This window comes from Bacteroides acidifaciens (genome assembly GCF_903181435.1).
Lineage (GTDB): Bacteria > Bacteroidota > Bacteroidia > Bacteroidales > Bacteroidaceae > Bacteroides.
This window is the reverse complement of sequence record NZ_CAEUHO010000001.1, coordinates 1,784,570-1,799,032: the sequence shown is the minus strand read 5'-3', so window position 1 is coordinate 1,799,032 and position 14,463 is coordinate 1,784,570. Positions and strand designations below refer to the sequence as shown.

Here is a 14,463-nt window from a genome sequence, read left to right as displayed (position 1 = left end):
GGATATCAAAACTATCCTTTAGCTGCACTGGGGATACTCAAGCACTTTTTCCTGATTATGACAAACCAGCTTAAAAGAATCAGCCCCTTGGCAACGGTCGTGATGCATACTGCCCACCAAATGCCTTCTACTCCCATGCCCATCCGTACAAACAGGATGGCAAGCGGGATACGCATATAATTGCAGACGATACTGATAACGGCAGGCGGTATCGTGCGTCCGATGCCATAGAATACTCCCTGCATGGTGATTTCGAGCATCATGAAGAGTTGTGAATATCCGTCGATACGCAAGAACACACCACCGGCTTCATACGCAGCCTGTTCGGGGACAAAAATAGAAAATACCTCATTCCCGAAGAAAACGAAAAGCAGTGTGCAGAGCGTTCCGAAAATACCTGTCATCCATAAGGTCGTGTGCCAGGCTCTGAGCACTCGTTCGATTCGCCCTGCCGCATAGTTTTGGGCGATAAAGGCGCTTAGTGCAGTGGAGAACCCTTGCGAAGTGTTCCAAGTGATAGCTTCTATCTGTCCGCCGGTAGTGAAAGTCATAAGTCCGATATGTCCGCCTTGTTCAGAAGCTGTGCGGCAAAGGAACATGTTTACGAAAGCAAACAAGGTGTTTAAAGTAGCTACGGGCAATCCCAGCTTTAAAATTCTGTGCGTATATTTTTTCTTCAGGCGGGTGAAGAATGGAAAACCACCCAATAAAGCATCCCTGTGGCGTAACTGATAGACGAAAATAAGAAAGACGCTCGCTTCCGAAATCCAGGTCGCATAAGCTGCACCGTTTGTCCCCAGTCCGAATCCGAATATGAACAGGGGGTCGAGGATTATATTCAGCACCAATCCCGTACCACTTATGAAAAAGGGAACTTTGCTGCGTCCTGCTGCATTGTAGATTCCGGTGAAGGCAGCGGAGAGGAATATGAACGGTAATCCGGTTGAAACAATTCGTAGGTATTGTACGGCATTGGCGGTAATATGCTCCTCAAGCTCATATATACGCATGATAGGGTCTGCGAAAATGAAAAGCAATCCGCCCCAGCACAAGGAAATAATCAAAGCGATTGTGATATTGTGGGATGCGAAGTTTCGGGCGTCTTCCTGGTTCTGCGCACCGATAGACTGTCCGACGCTTACTTCGGAACCTACCTTGTTTAATAAAGAGATGGAGCCGGACATCCATGTCAGAATCCCGACAGAACCGATGGCGGCTACGGCTTCGCTTCCCAACCGTCCCACCCATGCCATGTCCGTAAGGCTATACGCCATTTGGATAAATGAGGTTGCCATGATTGGCATTGCCAGATTGAACAGTTGGCGATTGATAGGACCTTGTGTGAGATTCTTTATTCCTTGCATATAAATTTTATAATCAAAATGGGGTGCAAAGATACACAAAATTACTATCTTCGCGCGTCTAAATTATTAATTAAACAAAGTACATAGATACTATGAAACTGAAAATTTCTACTATTTTTCTTCTTTTGTTCCTCTTGGTTGCTGGTTCCCGGGTCGTAGCCCAGAATGCTCCGAACCCTTTTGATATTGAACAGCCTTCACTGCGTGTATTTCTTCCTGCGCCGGAATTGGCGACAGGTCGTGCCGTGGTAGCTTGTCCGGGGGGTGGATATTCGCATTTGGCTGTTGACCACGAAGGGTATGACTGGGCGCCGTATTTCAACAAACAAGGTATCGCGCTGATTGTTCTCAAATACCGTATGCCGAAAGGTGACCGCGCATTGCCTATCTCGGATGCCGAAGCTGCCATGAAGATTGTACGTGACAGTGCAGATGTTTGGAATTTGAATCCGAACGACATCGGTATCATGGGGTCTTCTGCTGGCGGTCATCTTGCATCGACCATCGCTACCCACGCCAAGCCCGAACTTCGCCCGAACTTCCAGATTCTGTTCTATCCGGTGATTACGATGGATAAATCATATACTCACATGGGTTCACGCAACAACCTTTTGGGTAAAGACGCTTCTGACGAATTGGTAACTGAATATTCTAACGAAAAACAGGTGACCAAAGAGACACCTCGTGCTTTTATCGTTTATAGTGATGATGACAAGGTAGTTCTACCTGCTAACGGTGTGAATTATTATCTGGCTCTGAACAAGCATAAAGTTCCTGCTGTTCTCCATATCTATCCTTCCGGCGGACATGGATGGGGGATTCGTGAGAGCTTTCTTTATAAGAACGAAATGCTGAACGAGCTGACTTCCTGGTTGCATAGCTTCAAAGTTCCTCATAAAGATGCGATTCGTGTTGCTTGCATCGGCAATAGCATTACCTATGGAGCCCGCATCAAGAACCGCAACCGCGACAGTTATCCTGCCGTCTTGGGACGCATGATGGGAGACGCATATTGGGTGAAGAATTTCGGAGTAAGTGGCCGCACCTTATTAAATAAAGGCGACCGTCCTTATATGAATGAAAAAGCCTATCAGGATGCATTGGCTTTCAACCCCAATATCGTAGTCATCAAACTTGGAACGAACGACAGCAAATCATTCAACTGGAAGTATAAGGCAGACTTTACAAAAGACCTGCAAACAATGGTAGATGCTTTCAAAGCTCTGCCGGCCCAACCTAAAATTTATCTCTGTTATCCTTCCAAAGCTTATCAGACCGGTGACAAAATTAACGATGATATTATTTCCAAAGAAATCATTCCGATGATAAGGAAGGTTGCCAAGAAAAATAACCTGTCGGTTATCGACCTTCACACTGCAATGGACGGAATCCCCCAGCTTTTCCCGGACAAGATTCATCCGAACGAAGCGGGAGCTGAAATAATGGCAAAAACCGTTTTCCAGGCTTTGAAAAAGTAAAACGAAATACGATAATCACAAAAAGTTCCGGCTGTAATGTTCTCTTTCCGAGAGTATTACAGCCGGATTTTTTTGTGTTTAATGACGCATAATCTTCTTATAATATATCGAACTGACGTTAAAATAATCTTTTTCCGCTTGATTTTATCTGATTATTGCTACTTTTGTACATAATGCTCCGGAAGGCTATTGAGTCATTTCAAAGGAAGGTCCATATTCTTGGTTATATTGAAGGGGCTGGATTGGAGTTTCAAACGATAAAGAATGGAAAAAGACATGGGAACGGAAGGAATACAGGATAAATATGTAAATCCATATACCGATTTCGGATTCAAGTTGCTTTTTGGTACGGCAATGAATAAGGAATTGTTGATCAGTTTTTTGAATGCACTCTTATTCAAGGAGGAGGTAATCAAGGATGTCACTTATCTTAATGCTGAACATCTTGGGACACAGGAATATGACCGTCGTGCTGTATTTGATGTATATTGTGAGAATGAGAAGGGCGAGAAGTTCCTGGTTGAGATGCAGCGTGGCGAGCAGCAGTTCTTCAGGGACCGCAGTGTCTTTTATTCCACTTTCCCCATTCGTGAGCAGGCCAAACGCGGGGAATGGGATTATGAGCTGAAGGCTGTTTATGTGGTGGGTATCTTGAATTTCTCCTTTGATAATTCTGATGAGGAGTATTTCCATCATGAGGTGAAACTTGTAGACCTTTATACACACAAGGTATTCTATGACAAGCTTACCTTTGTTTACCTTGAAATGCCTAAATTTAATAAGACCGAGGATGAGTTGGAGAGCATGTTTGACAAGTGGTTGTTTGTCCTGCGTAATCTTGCCTCTCTGCTTGAACGTCCCAAAGCATTGCAGAACAGAGTTTTCGACCGCCTTTTTGAAACTGCCGAGATAGCAAAGTTTACCAAGACTGAATTGAGTGAGTATTGGGATAGTTTGAAAAATTTCCGTGATTGGTATAGTGTTATATCTACGGCAGAAAAGAAAGGTAGGGAAGAAGGTAGGGAAGAAGGAGAGAAAAAGAAAGCCATAGAAGTAGCTCGTTACTTAAAGTCATCAGGAACTTCAATAGAATTAATTATCGGAGCAACCGGCTTATCTAACGAGGAAATAGAAAAGTTATAATGTAAATCTTGAATATGTTATTTGTGAAGGGAATATGCGTATGATTACTGTGTATTCCCTTTTTTATTGCTATTCGGGCAGAGATGATGGGAATGAAGTGAGGGATTTTAAAGTAATTTGTTGAGAGGAGAGGACAGGTTGAGTTGAAGTAATATAAATAGGATCAGTCCTAAAAAACTGTGGGCATAATATTTTGAAAAAATTCCAATATTGCAATGTAAGAATACAGATTCTTTTGCCGTATTCTGCGTAAAAAGAGGAGGTGGGTAGAAACTAAAAATCCCCGATAGTTATTGACTATCAGGGATTTTCTTCGATTTTAATCTTTGATTGGTGATCCGCCTGGGATTCTCCTAAGAGAGTTACCACGCTGATATTTAAAACTTTATATTTCTTGCTTCAAGCATATCCCATGAATTATCCCACTAAATTTCTACGTGCTTTTGCGGTAGTTTGCTCATGGAGAATACTGGGGGCAAAGTTATTTGTTTTTATTGTATTAGCAAATAAAAATATAAAATCTATTCTTCATCTCTAAAGAAAAGCTTATAGAAATTTAATTTGCGATGTTCATCGAAACCTTTCTCTAAATATCTAATATCACCATCTATTGTTATTTTGAAGTTTTTATCTAATTTGATTATGTTTTTAATGCTTCTTGATTGTTTCTTAGTCGCATTTTCTGAAATTGTAAAATCATCCGCAATTACAACTTCTCTTTCTTCTTCAAATGTTTTCTTGTAGCTTTGAAATTCATCTCTAAGACTTTGTTCCTGAATTATTTGGTTAGAGAACTCGTCTATATCAAAGAAATCGTTTTTCTCAAAAAACGATACAGCTTTATTAAGTATATCTGCTTTTTGTACATTATCTATATTTTTGTTTTTAGACACAAAATTTTTGCATAATGAAATAATATTGTTAGTATAATAATATTCATCATTTCTCTGCTTTACATGCAAAAATTCATCTTTCCAATAACGAGCTTCTGAACCTTTACTGGAATTATCAACGATACCAACTAAAAAACCTTTCTCTCTCTCTAAATTAAAGATCAAACATCCCTTGTCCAATTTATTAATATTAATACCAAAATCACTATTAATTTCAAAATCATCCCCTGTAGAAAAAACTCTTAGATAGGTTTCTTTGGTTTCAGATTTAAAAATTCCAACTCCATCTGTTAATTGACCATCTATTACACAGTCTTTAAAATATGCAATATAAAGCTCTCCTCCATTAATTTTAGGATGCATAGACTTATTATATAGGTGCTTTGCTATATTTTTAGATTGTTGTAGAATAGAATCTTTGTTGTCAAATATATTGCTTGCATATACGAAAATCTCATTTAAATTGAGATCAGAATCATGAAATAGGTTATAATACTCATTGCTCTTGAAATTAGCAAAAAAATAATTAACAAGCAACTTACTGATATTCTCATTTACACACAATGGTGATTTTGAAAAGATTACGCCTTCCTCTTCTACTTTATTACCTACTTTATGTAAGCATATCTTGTCTAAAATAACATTATCTATATGTATCATACTATTTTTTTGTAATTACAAAATAAAAATCCAAAATCAATCTCAAAGTCATTAATATACAATGAATCAATAAAAATACATTAAATGAGAATAATATTTTCCCGACTAAGAAAGTAGTTGAGAAAAATATTGGATAAATCATGCCAATCAACAGTAAAAAGCCTTCTACTACAACTATATAAGTGAAATTAATAGTAATAGCTCTATATAATGAAACAGGTTCAGAACCTAACTTTACTTTTTCTATATAACTATTTCGAGCTTTTTCTATATTTGCTCCTTCGGAAGTTAGGAATATAGCAAATACAGAAATTGTAAAACCTAATAGAATGCCAATGACTGAAAGAATATCACTCTGAATAGCATCAACAACGCTATAGAAGCGGCATGAATCCGAATACAAAAAAACAATAATACTTACAATCAGTGGAATAATAACATTCACTAAGAAAATCCTTTTTTCACGTGTCCTTAGAAAATCTATAAAAAGTAATATATACTCCATAATTTACAAAGGCAGAATTAAAGATTTAAGAAAACGATATATTTCCATAGTTTGCACTTGACCTGTTGATTCATTTATAGACACCTTAATAGGTTCTATTTTTTTCCATAAAAGTTGTATCAATAAATGTATCTTTGTCATTTTCGTTTTTTCCATAAATTCTTATTTTGGAAACCTCTTGTGCATTATTCTTCTTTTGTCTATTCAAGCGATTAAAAATATCAATACCTACTTCTTTTGCACTTTTATTTCTTTCCGCTTTTAAAGTCAATTTAACTTGGTCTTGTATAGCTGACGTTCTTTCTGAAAACTGAAGAGCGCGACTTCCTAATAATGATTTATTGAAGAAGACATCAATAGATGTTGCTCGTTTTAACTTTTCAAGCTCTGATATAAAATTATCACGAGCTATTTTTGTATATTCTACCGTAAAATTCTTCGTTTTTTTCTTTTTCTTCAAATATTCCCGTGTAAATTGATTTAAATAGCTTATGATATTATTGACTGATACACCATTTCCATTAACTTCTACCAATAAGAAAACCTCATCATTTGTTATTTTTATTGCAAAATGTGTTTTTTCTTTTTCTCCTTCTGTTTGTTTTTTAGGACTCTCTCGTTCTTCGTCTGTTTCCGTATCCCAATAGGGGGGACGATATTTATATGCAGCACTTTTAAATAGCCCTGTTATCAAGATAGAAGAATCTTTAGAATCTTGCTTCATACTAAATGACTCCAAAGAACAAGCTTTGTTACTTTTCAACTTTAAAGATCTTCTTTTGCGCCCATCAATGTAATTAAATACTTCTTTTATTTCATAAAAAGGAATTAATCCTTCTAATCCGTCAGCATTATTAGCCCACATATCTTTTACTAAAGTGTAAAAAGCAATTTTTCGTTCTTTGTCCATTGTGTATCAGTTTTAAGTATGCACAAAAATAACAAAAAAACTATTACGTTATGCGATGATCCAAAGAATTTTGTATAAAGTGAGGTTGAAAATATTAAAATTTGCAGAGGTATGCAAAAATGTAGCTTTTGCAGGATACAAAAGCAGTTTATAATTTGCGATATTTCTTCTTTCTCTTTTGGGATATAGGTATTTGTTCTTCTGGAACATTTGAATTAATTAATAAGTTAGCCCCAAATGGAACTAAGGAGACGAGAGAATCAGGAGAAAAATAGTTTTCTTGATTATTAGATCGGTGGGTGGGAATTCGATTATCTTTTTCTTTATCAATATTATTGCCTGTATTGCAAGATGTATGGTCTATTTCCTTGCTTTCAAGCTTGATAGAAAATAAGTTTTCTTGATTGCTATCTTGATCGATTGCTGTTTTTTTATCATTGGATTGAAGTTCTTGTCCTTGCAAATTGAGCCTTTCAAATATAGTGTCGTTCTTCATAGTGTTGCAATAGTCGAATGATTCTACTAGTTGACGTTTATAATCAAACAGTTTATCAAAGCCCTGTTCCGCCTGTTGGAATAGGTTCACACGGTCAAAACCTCCTGTTACTGTTCCTTTCTTGGTATTCTTATGATTGGTGAGCGGTGATAGCTTCTTTTTGTTAGCTTGGTCTTTCCGGCTCACAATCAAATGACAGTGGATATTCAGCTTGTTGTCGGAACGACTACGGTCGAAATGAATCTTGCCGTAAAACTTTATATCTGCTTCGGATAGCCCTTTGTTGAAATTATTGGCATATTCAGGAATGAATACTTCCCTGATATACCGCTTCATCGCTTCGGCTTTCTCTTGCTCGGTGTTCCCCATTGCCCGAAGTTCACTTTCCGATGGGCTGATATGGATAGCGTAAAACTTAGCATCCGTTTTTAGGAGTTGCCCGATATTGCCGTCTATATCCTTAATAACCTTTGATTTATAGATATTATCATCCATCAGGTTGAAAAAGCCATCGGTATAGATTCCTTTCTCCATCCGCTCCAAATCCTCATGCTCCATGTAAGAGACTAATTGTCGGCTACTTCCTGCATTGTTATATGTTCCACCCGATGGCGGGGCAAAATCTATATGCATGGCTCTATGTGTTTATCAGATTGCTGATTTCAGACTTTAGGTTCTCTTTCTTCTTACTATCCGTCACACCGCAAGCAGATAGTTCTGAATGGAGTTGTATCAGTTGAAGTAACCTTTTATAATCTCGTTGATGTATCTGGTAGAGTGCGTTAATCTTTTTGGATTGGTTGTTTATTACATCAGCATGATTGCCGAACTGCTCACTTAGCTTTTTAAGCACGGTTGTTTGTCTCTCCTGACTGGCTTCCAATTGGGAGAGAATTAGAGTTTCCAAAGTTTTGCCAATAGCATCGAAACGCAAAGCAATAGAATTTGTAACCCGTATCATGGGATTCAGTTGTTCTTCCTCGTAGTGACGGATGAACCGGATAATATCATCCTGTCTCTTATTTATTTTCGCCAGTTCTGATTTTACGGATTCAGGTGTTTCGGATGGGTTGATATGCGCCTTATCTATATACCCGAACGCCAGTTTTACAACTTCACTCTTTTTCAGTGAATAGCGTTTGCATATCTTCTCTACCAAAGCTGCCGTTTCCTTGTCTATGGAAATGGTAGTGAATATCGTTTTTCGACTGCTGTTTGGCATGGTAATTACTTTTTTATGGAAATATGAATAGATAAATACCTGATAATAAGCATTGCAAAGAAAATGCTTATTACAGGTGTCATTACAGCGTGTTCTTGTAACACGCTAAAGCCGAAGGCTTTGCCCCGCAGGGCAAGAGGGAAGAACAGGACTTGTCCAGTTCCCTCTTGCTCGATTTAGTGAAACCGGCTGAACCGATAGGTGAAGCGGTTTCTGTTAAATCGGGGTGGTAACACAATGTGATAGCTTAAACACAAGCTTCTTTCCTTTGCTGCATTTTGCTGTCAAGGTTTGTTTTCTAATTGATTGGCTTTTTCAAACTGTTTATAAGTTTGAAAATCGGCTCGTTCACGTACAAAAGCTCTAATATCGCTAGCCCGATAGTAGGTTTTATGCCCAATAGTAAAGTAGGGGAGCTTACCTTTTAGTCGATAGCGTTGTAAAGTTCTGAAAGACACTTTTAATAGAAATGCTAAATCCTGATTATCAAGTAATCGTTCATTTTCTTCTAATACCTGATCGGTATTGATAAGGGATTTTAAGTCTTGTCCTATCTCAGTGAGTTTCTTAGATAGCTTCTCCATCCATTTATCGAAGTTCTCGTTGTCTATATACATTTTGCTTCATTTTTAGTTTAACATTATTGTTCTCAATCGATTGATGAAGCAAAATTCAGTAAAACAATGTAACAGAAAAAGAGGAGTAGTTACCTACTCCCCGAAAAGAGAATTTCAAATCTCTGGAAATTAATAGTTTACACAAGTGTCTTTTTTGATCTTTATCGGTTCTTACGTTTTCGATCCTCTTTGATGATAGCATTTCGTAAGGCATCCAATGTTTTGGTAAGGTTGTACGGCTTGCGGGTAAATACTTCACCTACCTTATCGTAAATACTTCCGAATTTTAGATTGAAAAGCTGCTCAAAACCACGAGCTAAACGAACTTCTGGGGCAGGTTTTCCATCTTCGCCAACGATTTGCCCCTGTAGAAACAGAGCTAATACGATTTCTGCAATGCCAATAATCCCCAAGTCTTTTGACTTAGGGATTACATATAGGTCGGACTTGAACGCTGTAGGAATAGATAACTTAAATTGTTCTGGATGGTTAATTTTTAAGTTGATTAATTGTAGCTCGGCATCAATTGTCGATAACGCTTTGTGGACATAGAGAATTTTAAGCGCATTTTTCCCCCTGCCCACATTGATATAACTCTTTTAGGGGTACTATCTCAATACGGGTGAGATTTAGCATCCGAAAGATATAGGAATAATCTTCTGAATTGCTAATAGCGACTATGTGCTTGACAAATTCTCCATAGGCATCTTGCATTTCTGTGTTAGTAACTTCTTGTGAAGTTTTAGACAATAGCTCAAAAAACTTCATTTTCAATAACTCATTCATAAGCATAATTTTTAGATAGTGAATAATATTAATTCGTATAATCATAAATTCAATATGCTTATTTAGGTACTATACTTTTTATATCTTCGGTATTTATAGTATCAATTTTAGGAGAAACTATATTTTTGTGCTGTACCTATTATATAATATGTAAATCAGTCCGCCAGAAAGAAATATAGTTGGTAGAATAAACCAATAGTTATTACTTATTAGAAACTTGGCTATCCAAAAAGAAGGGAGAAATGAAAATACATATTGGGTACTATCTGTAATAACAAAAGGTATTATTAATCCCACCATAACTAAAGCAGATACTTTTGCAAGTGCCATACCTTCTACTTTATTCCCCGCATATGCCAAAATAATCATAGCAGCCACAACGCTTAGTATTGTAGCCAATATTGATATTATAAATGTAGTCCATAATGACATATCTGATACAGAACAAAAAGAAAGCAGTACGAAAGAAACAATGGCTGCAAATAAAACAGGAATAAGCAATCTTGATATAAGATACCCCTTCTTACCAAGTGGGGTAATTGTGATGTACCTGTTGATTTTCATGTCTGTTTCATCTAATACCACTAAGACCGAAGCGAAGCAAATCATGTAAGGACACATAATTGCAAGGAATAAATCCAATATCGGATAATATAGGCTGAAATCCTTTAGCATCGGATAATGCTGTACAATTAAAGGGAAAACAAACCTATATATTGCTGCTAATATTAGCGGGATACATATTATTGCAGATAACATACCATCTGAGAATATGTTTCTGATAAACATTTTGAAGGAAATAATATTCTGATTCATAATTATATCGTCATCATTTTTTTTACTGACAGACAAGAAAAAATATACATTGCAATACACCAAATGCTTATTGCTATTAGAGATATGACACTGATATTTCCAGACATAAGTTCTATAAGACTTATACTTGGATGTAATAGCATAGCTCCCGATTTATAGCCCATTGTATAAACAGATATGGGAGCTACAGATATTATTAAAGTGGGAACCATAATCAGCATAAAATTATTCATGGTTGAAATAAAAGCAGAAAGTGATATTCCAACCAGTGTGAATAATGCTGAACCTAACATAATTCCAACAGCAAGATGTATGTAAGAATGTTCCATGCCTGAGAACAATGCGATGAGAACTCCACTTAGCAAAGAAATTAGTCCAATGGAAATTACCTTTGACAAAATGTATGTGTGTATCGATATGGGCGAAACAGCTAATGCCTGCATTACTTTTTCGCTTTTCTCGAATAATATTATTGCTCCCATAAACATTAATCCGATCAGTACGGGATCTGAAAATATAAGGGTAGTTGTACATAGTTCTTTCCACGGCATAGGAAGAATGCGCAATACTGTAATATACATTAGTGTAAATAACGTATATAGGGCATAAAAACCATATTTGTATTGTTGCCGAATATCACCTAGTATTAAACCTTTAAGCTTCATAGTAATTTCCTCCCTGTTATTTCTGAGAATATATTGTCTAATGTTGGCTCATTGCTATGTATTGATAATAAGGCATTAGCTTGAATCAGAGATTGTAGCTTTTTATCTGTACTTATTTTGTCAAGTGCGATTGTAGTATTTAATTCTTTTTGATTCTCCAAATATGAATATGTTACTTCATTATAACGCCTTGACATGATAAGATTATGAGGAGTGTCCATAGCTTTAATGTTGCCATCAACAATAAATGCTACACGATCACAAAGTTCGGTTGCATCGTGCATATTGTGAGTAGTCAGAATGATTGTTACTCCTTTATTTTTAAGATCAAGAATAATGTTTTTCATCACTTGGGAGTTCGAAGGATCTAAACCAGATGTTGGCTCATCCAAAAATAACACTTTGGGCTGATGAATAATTGACCGGGCAAAGTTTAATCTGGATTTCATACCTTTAGAAAAACCTGCCACTTTCTTATTGGCATGTTGTGATAGTCCAACCATTTCTAATAATTGTTCGATAGGAATCAGCTTACAGTCATATAAAGAACCAAAGAATTTTAAGTTCTCCAATGCGGTGAATTTCTCATAAAAACTAGGAAATTCAAAATCGACACCAATACTCTCATAGAACTGGTCAGACTTATTTCTAATTTCATTATTATTAATAGAAACACTCCCTTTATATTTAGGGAGCATACCTATTAATATCTTTTGGAGAGTGCTTTTTCCTGCTCCAGAAGGTCCTAAGAAGCCAAATATTTCTCCGCTTCTTACTTGAAAATTCATATTCTCAATAAATGGTAGTTGAGAATAACTAAACGATAAGTTTTTTACTGTAATCATAATTTTTAAATTTTATATCGTATGACTAAAATTGTTTATATAGTCATATTGTAAATTCAAAGTATCGCTATGTAACATATTTGCACATAGTCAGTTGATATTATATAATCTTGTTGTATTGGATTAGTCTTTAAATAGTTGCTGTACTATTCCCCTAACTATAAACTTGAAAACTTCATTGTAAATATCTGTTCCAATTGTTTTCTCGTTTAGAATAGTCAAGAATGCAGCTCTTAAAGCCCCTGCAAATACTTTTGTATCAATTGATTTACTTTCTGGAATAAAATTCAGTAGTTCGTTTGCTAACATGACATCATCATCTACGTGTTTTGAAAGTACTTCTTGAGGGAGCTTTCTATTTAGATATTCCACATCACTATTAACGAAGATAGATACAAAGTATGGTTTGTTGTTGATTAGCAAATCAGATATAATATCTGTCAATGTATCAACCGTAATATTATTGGTATGCTTATTTATGGCATTAAGAAATTCTTTTTCCAATTTCTTATGATAGTCTATTATTGTATCGAAAAAAAGAAGTTCTTTTGATGTATAGAATAGATAAAATGCTCCTTTAGAAATATTGGCATATTTAACAAGCTCATCTACAGAAGTTTTACGTACCCCTTGTTGCTGGATAAATAGCAAAGCTCCTTCTTTGAGTTTATCCTTTATAAGTTTTCTTTCGTTGTCATCAAATGCTTTTGCCATACCGTGTGACTATTTTGTTATTATTGGTCACTGCAAACATAAGCGTTATTTTTGAATTGACAAAGAAATATCGGTTTATTTTTCTTTGTTTCTATATGATCTGCCTAAATCAATGAGTATTTCGTCTATAAATCATTGTATTATGTTGCCACGATAAGTACATATTAAGTCATTAAGAACTTTACTTCGCCACTTTCGGACAGTTTTGAAAACGGCTCATGATTCTTCTTTTATTTGCCGATGAAAATAAAATCGACACGTTTTATAAACCTTTTAAAATTGAAAGTATGGAAGTAGTAACTATTGAAAAGAGAACCTTTTCGTATGTCTGCGAGAGGTTCACGGAGTTTGCCAAACGGATAGAAAGTTTGTGCAGCACTCATACCCAGAAAGTCGAAAACTGGCTGGATAGTCAGGAAGTGTGCCTGTTGTTAGGCGTTAGTAAGCGAACTTTGCAGTATTACAGAAGTAGCGGAAGATTGGCTTATTCTCAAATTGGTAGTAAGATTTATTATAAGACTTCCGATATTGAAAGAATTATTGCAGACAGTGAAACGCAAAATCAATCACCCAAATACCCCACGTCTTATGAAAAGAATTAAAAAAGATTATCCGTTTTTCAACCTGTTTTCCATTGTTGGCACATGGGAAAGCATTAATCTGAATCCTACGGTTATCATCTATCGGAGCGACAAAGAGTACCTTCTTTCTATTATATATGTATCGGAAACAACCAAACAGGCTTCACCTGCTACTTATGAGATACAGCAAGATGGTAGCCAGTATTTTATTGCCTCTGCATCCAAACGGCTCTATGTAGATTATGATCCGGCAAAAGACGTACTTAACATTTCATCTTTGGGTCACTATCTGCGTAACTAACCAGCTATCTAGCCATCTTGAAATCAATATTTCAATAAAACAATCTTTCAATCATGGAACTAATAAATAAAGATACCCCACAAGTCAAAGAATTTATTTCTTCGCTCGATTCGATGCTGGATGGTATTGAATCTATAGTCAAGCATTACAAGCCTCACCTGAATGGGGAATGCTTTCTTTCTAATAATGAAGTTTCCAAGAAACTGAATGTCAGTTTGCGAACCCTGCAAGAGTGGAGAGATACAGGTCTAATCCCCTTTATCCAGATAAAAGGTAAAATCATCTATCGTCAGAGTGATATTGATAAACTGCTCCAAAGGCACTATTTTGAAAGTTGGAAAGAGTAACCTGCCAAGCCCAAAAACATTGTTTTTCGGAATTTAATTTGAATCATTGACTTTTCCAGTGAAGTATTTAGTCTGTGCAAGTCTTTAGATGAAAATACGCTCGAACATAGTGAGAGGAAG

At 36.2% G+C, this 14,463-nt stretch carries 18 protein-coding genes; 5 read left to right on the top strand and 13 right to left on the bottom strand.

The window, feature by feature from the left end; translation table 11 throughout:
* Positions 1 to 11 precede the first annotated feature (11 nt).
* On the bottom strand, positions 12 to 1,364 hold the full coding sequence (locus CLIN57ABFB40_RS07395; RefSeq protein ID WP_175629536.1) for an MATE family efflux transporter: 1,353 nt from the start codon (positions 1,362 to 1,364) through the stop codon (positions 12 to 14).
* A 92-nt stretch (positions 1,365 to 1,456) separates the two neighbouring features.
* On the opposite strand from CLIN57ABFB40_RS07395, the gene CLIN57ABFB40_RS07390 reads away from it, so the two are divergent.
* Both CLIN57ABFB40_RS07390 and CLIN57ABFB40_RS07385 read left to right on the top strand, forming a co-directional pair.
* Entirely contained in the window at positions 1,457 to 2,842 is a 1,386-nt protein-coding gene (locus CLIN57ABFB40_RS07390) for a GDSL-type esterase/lipase family protein (RefSeq protein ID WP_175629535.1), read from the top strand.
* Between the two features lie 276 nt (positions 2,843 to 3,118).
* On the top strand, positions 3,119 to 3,985 hold the full coding sequence (locus CLIN57ABFB40_RS07385) for an Rpn family recombination-promoting nuclease/putative transposase (protein ID WP_175630354.1): 867 nt from the start codon (positions 3,119 to 3,121) through the stop codon (positions 3,983 to 3,985).
* Positions 3,986 to 4,506: 521 nt separating this feature from the next.
* Here the strand turns inward: CLIN57ABFB40_RS07385 and CLIN57ABFB40_RS07380 are convergent.
* The 12 genes from CLIN57ABFB40_RS07380 to CLIN57ABFB40_RS07325 form a co-directional block, all read right to left on the bottom strand.
* Positions 4,507 to 5,538, bottom strand: a complete 1,032-nt coding sequence (locus tag CLIN57ABFB40_RS07380) for a nucleoid-associated protein (RefSeq protein WP_115499822.1) — start codon at positions 5,536 to 5,538, stop codon at positions 4,507 to 4,509.
* A gap of 1 nt (position 5,539) precedes the next feature.
* Entirely contained in the window at positions 5,540 to 6,043 is a 504-nt protein-coding gene (locus tag CLIN57ABFB40_RS07375; RefSeq protein ID WP_009037224.1) for a hypothetical protein, read from the bottom strand.
* An 85-nt stretch (positions 6,044 to 6,128) separates the two neighbouring features.
* Complete coding sequence (locus CLIN57ABFB40_RS07370) at positions 6,129 to 6,953, bottom strand: hypothetical protein (RefSeq protein WP_175629534.1); 825 nt, start codon at positions 6,951 to 6,953, stop codon at positions 6,129 to 6,131.
* Between the two features lie 148 nt (positions 6,954 to 7,101).
* Positions 7,102 to 8,082 (bottom strand): DUF5712 family protein, encoded by a 981-nt coding sequence (locus tag CLIN57ABFB40_RS07365; protein WP_175629533.1) that lies wholly within the window; start codon positions 8,080 to 8,082, stop codon positions 7,102 to 7,104.
* Positions 8,083 to 8,086: 4 nt separating this feature from the next.
* The gene (locus CLIN57ABFB40_RS07360; RefSeq protein ID WP_175629532.1) at positions 8,087 to 8,671 is read right to left on the bottom strand and encodes a BfmA/BtgA family mobilization protein; all 585 of its coding nucleotides are present in this window, start codon (positions 8,669 to 8,671) and stop codon (positions 8,087 to 8,089) included.
* Between the two features lie 284 nt (positions 8,672 to 8,955).
* Entirely contained in the window at positions 8,956 to 9,288 is a 333-nt protein-coding gene (locus CLIN57ABFB40_RS07355) for a helix-turn-helix domain-containing protein (protein ID WP_046451575.1), read from the bottom strand.
* Between the two features lie 161 nt (positions 9,289 to 9,449).
* Positions 9,450 to 9,872 carry a hypothetical protein gene (locus CLIN57ABFB40_RS07350; protein WP_175629531.1) on the bottom strand — a complete coding sequence of 141 codons (423 nt, stop codon included), beginning with the start codon at positions 9,870 to 9,872 and terminating at the stop codon, positions 9,450 to 9,452.
* Complete coding sequence (locus tag CLIN57ABFB40_RS07345) at positions 9,847 to 10,080, bottom strand: hypothetical protein (protein ID WP_085978836.1); 234 nt, start codon at positions 10,078 to 10,080, stop codon at positions 9,847 to 9,849. Before CLIN57ABFB40_RS07345 ends, CLIN57ABFB40_RS07350 begins: the two co-directional genes overlap by 26 nt.
* A 111-nt stretch (positions 10,081 to 10,191) precedes the next feature.
* Positions 10,192 to 10,890, bottom strand: a complete 699-nt coding sequence (locus CLIN57ABFB40_RS07340) for a hypothetical protein (RefSeq protein ID WP_057098592.1) — start codon at positions 10,888 to 10,890, stop codon at positions 10,192 to 10,194.
* A 2-nt stretch (positions 10,891 to 10,892) separates the two neighbouring features.
* Positions 10,893 to 11,555 (bottom strand): ABC transporter, encoded by a 663-nt coding sequence (locus tag CLIN57ABFB40_RS07335; protein ID WP_175629530.1) that lies wholly within the window; start codon positions 11,553 to 11,555, stop codon positions 10,893 to 10,895.
* Positions 11,552 to 12,400: an ABC transporter ATP-binding protein gene (locus CLIN57ABFB40_RS07330; protein WP_007656984.1), complete on the bottom strand. Its 849-nt coding sequence runs from the start codon at positions 12,398 to 12,400 to the stop codon at positions 11,552 to 11,554. Before CLIN57ABFB40_RS07330 ends, CLIN57ABFB40_RS07335 begins: the two co-directional genes overlap by 4 nt.
* A 123-nt stretch (positions 12,401 to 12,523) precedes the next feature.
* Entirely contained in the window at positions 12,524 to 13,114 is a 591-nt protein-coding gene (locus tag CLIN57ABFB40_RS07325; protein ID WP_022011030.1) for a TetR/AcrR family transcriptional regulator, read from the bottom strand.
* Between the two features lie 287 nt (positions 13,115 to 13,401).
* Between CLIN57ABFB40_RS07325 and CLIN57ABFB40_RS07320 the strand changes: the two genes are divergently transcribed.
* From CLIN57ABFB40_RS07320 to CLIN57ABFB40_RS07310, 3 genes are read left to right on the top strand one after another with little or no spacing between them, the layout of a single operon-like run.
* Positions 13,402 to 13,716, top strand: coding sequence for a helix-turn-helix domain-containing protein (locus tag CLIN57ABFB40_RS07320; RefSeq protein ID WP_118417681.1), 315 nt, complete (start codon positions 13,402 to 13,404; stop codon positions 13,714 to 13,716).
* Positions 13,703 to 13,996, top strand: coding sequence for a DUF3876 domain-containing protein (locus CLIN57ABFB40_RS07315; protein WP_175629529.1), 294 nt, complete (start codon positions 13,703 to 13,705; stop codon positions 13,994 to 13,996). Before CLIN57ABFB40_RS07320 ends, CLIN57ABFB40_RS07315 begins: the two co-directional genes overlap by 14 nt.
* Positions 13,997 to 14,049: 53 nt before the next feature.
* Complete coding sequence (locus CLIN57ABFB40_RS07310) at positions 14,050 to 14,343, top strand: helix-turn-helix domain-containing protein (protein WP_057328243.1); 294 nt, start codon at positions 14,050 to 14,052, stop codon at positions 14,341 to 14,343.
* Positions 14,344 to 14,463 lie beyond the last annotated feature (120 nt).

Excerpts from the sequence above, each read along its gene's own strand:
- CLIN57ABFB40_RS07360 (WP_175629532.1), bottom strand. The coding sequence starts at position 8,671 with ATGCCAAACAGCAGTCGAAAAACGATATTCACTACCATTTCCATAGAC.
- CLIN57ABFB40_RS07325 (WP_022011030.1), bottom strand. The coding sequence starts at position 13,114 with ATGGCAAAAGCATTTGATGACAACGAAAGAAAACTTATAAAGGATAAA.
- CLIN57ABFB40_RS07315 (WP_175629529.1), top strand. The coding sequence starts at position 13,703 with ATGAAAAGAATTAAAAAAGATTATCCGTTTTTCAACCTGTTTTCCATT.
- CLIN57ABFB40_RS07355 (WP_046451575.1), bottom strand. The coding sequence starts at position 9,288 with ATGTATATAGACAACGAGAACTTCGATAAATGGATGGAGAAGCTATCT.
- CLIN57ABFB40_RS07375 (WP_009037224.1), bottom strand. The coding sequence starts at position 6,043 with ATGGAGTATATATTACTTTTTATAGATTTTCTAAGGACACGTGAAAAA.
- CLIN57ABFB40_RS07380 (WP_115499822.1), bottom strand. The coding sequence starts at position 5,538 with ATGATACATATAGATAATGTTATTTTAGACAAGATATGCTTACATAAA.
- CLIN57ABFB40_RS07345 (WP_085978836.1), bottom strand. The coding sequence starts at position 10,080 with ATGCTTATGAATGAGTTATTGAAAATGAAGTTTTTTGAGCTATTGTCT.
- CLIN57ABFB40_RS07395 (WP_175629536.1), bottom strand. The coding sequence starts at position 1,364 with ATGCAAGGAATAAAGAATCTCACACAAGGTCCTATCAATCGCCAACTG.
- CLIN57ABFB40_RS07310 (WP_057328243.1), top strand. The coding sequence starts at position 14,050 with ATGGAACTAATAAATAAAGATACCCCACAAGTCAAAGAATTTATTTCT.
- CLIN57ABFB40_RS07365 (WP_175629533.1), bottom strand. The coding sequence starts at position 8,082 with ATGCATATAGATTTTGCCCCGCCATCGGGTGGAACATATAACAATGCA.
- CLIN57ABFB40_RS07335 (WP_175629530.1), bottom strand. The coding sequence starts at position 11,555 with ATGAAGCTTAAAGGTTTAATACTAGGTGATATTCGGCAACAATACAAA.
- CLIN57ABFB40_RS07320 (WP_118417681.1), top strand. The coding sequence starts at position 13,402 with ATGGAAGTAGTAACTATTGAAAAGAGAACCTTTTCGTATGTCTGCGAG.
- CLIN57ABFB40_RS07385 (WP_175630354.1), top strand. The coding sequence starts at position 3,119 with ATGGGAACGGAAGGAATACAGGATAAATATGTAAATCCATATACCGAT.
- CLIN57ABFB40_RS07340 (WP_057098592.1), bottom strand. The coding sequence starts at position 10,890 with ATGAATCAGAATATTATTTCCTTCAAAATGTTTATCAGAAACATATTC.
- CLIN57ABFB40_RS07370 (WP_175629534.1), bottom strand. The coding sequence starts at position 6,953 with ATGGACAAAGAACGAAAAATTGCTTTTTACACTTTAGTAAAAGATATG.
- CLIN57ABFB40_RS07330 (WP_007656984.1), bottom strand. The coding sequence starts at position 12,400 with ATGATTACAGTAAAAAACTTATCGTTTAGTTATTCTCAACTACCATTT.
- CLIN57ABFB40_RS07390 (WP_175629535.1), top strand. The coding sequence starts at position 1,457 with ATGAAACTGAAAATTTCTACTATTTTTCTTCTTTTGTTCCTCTTGGTT.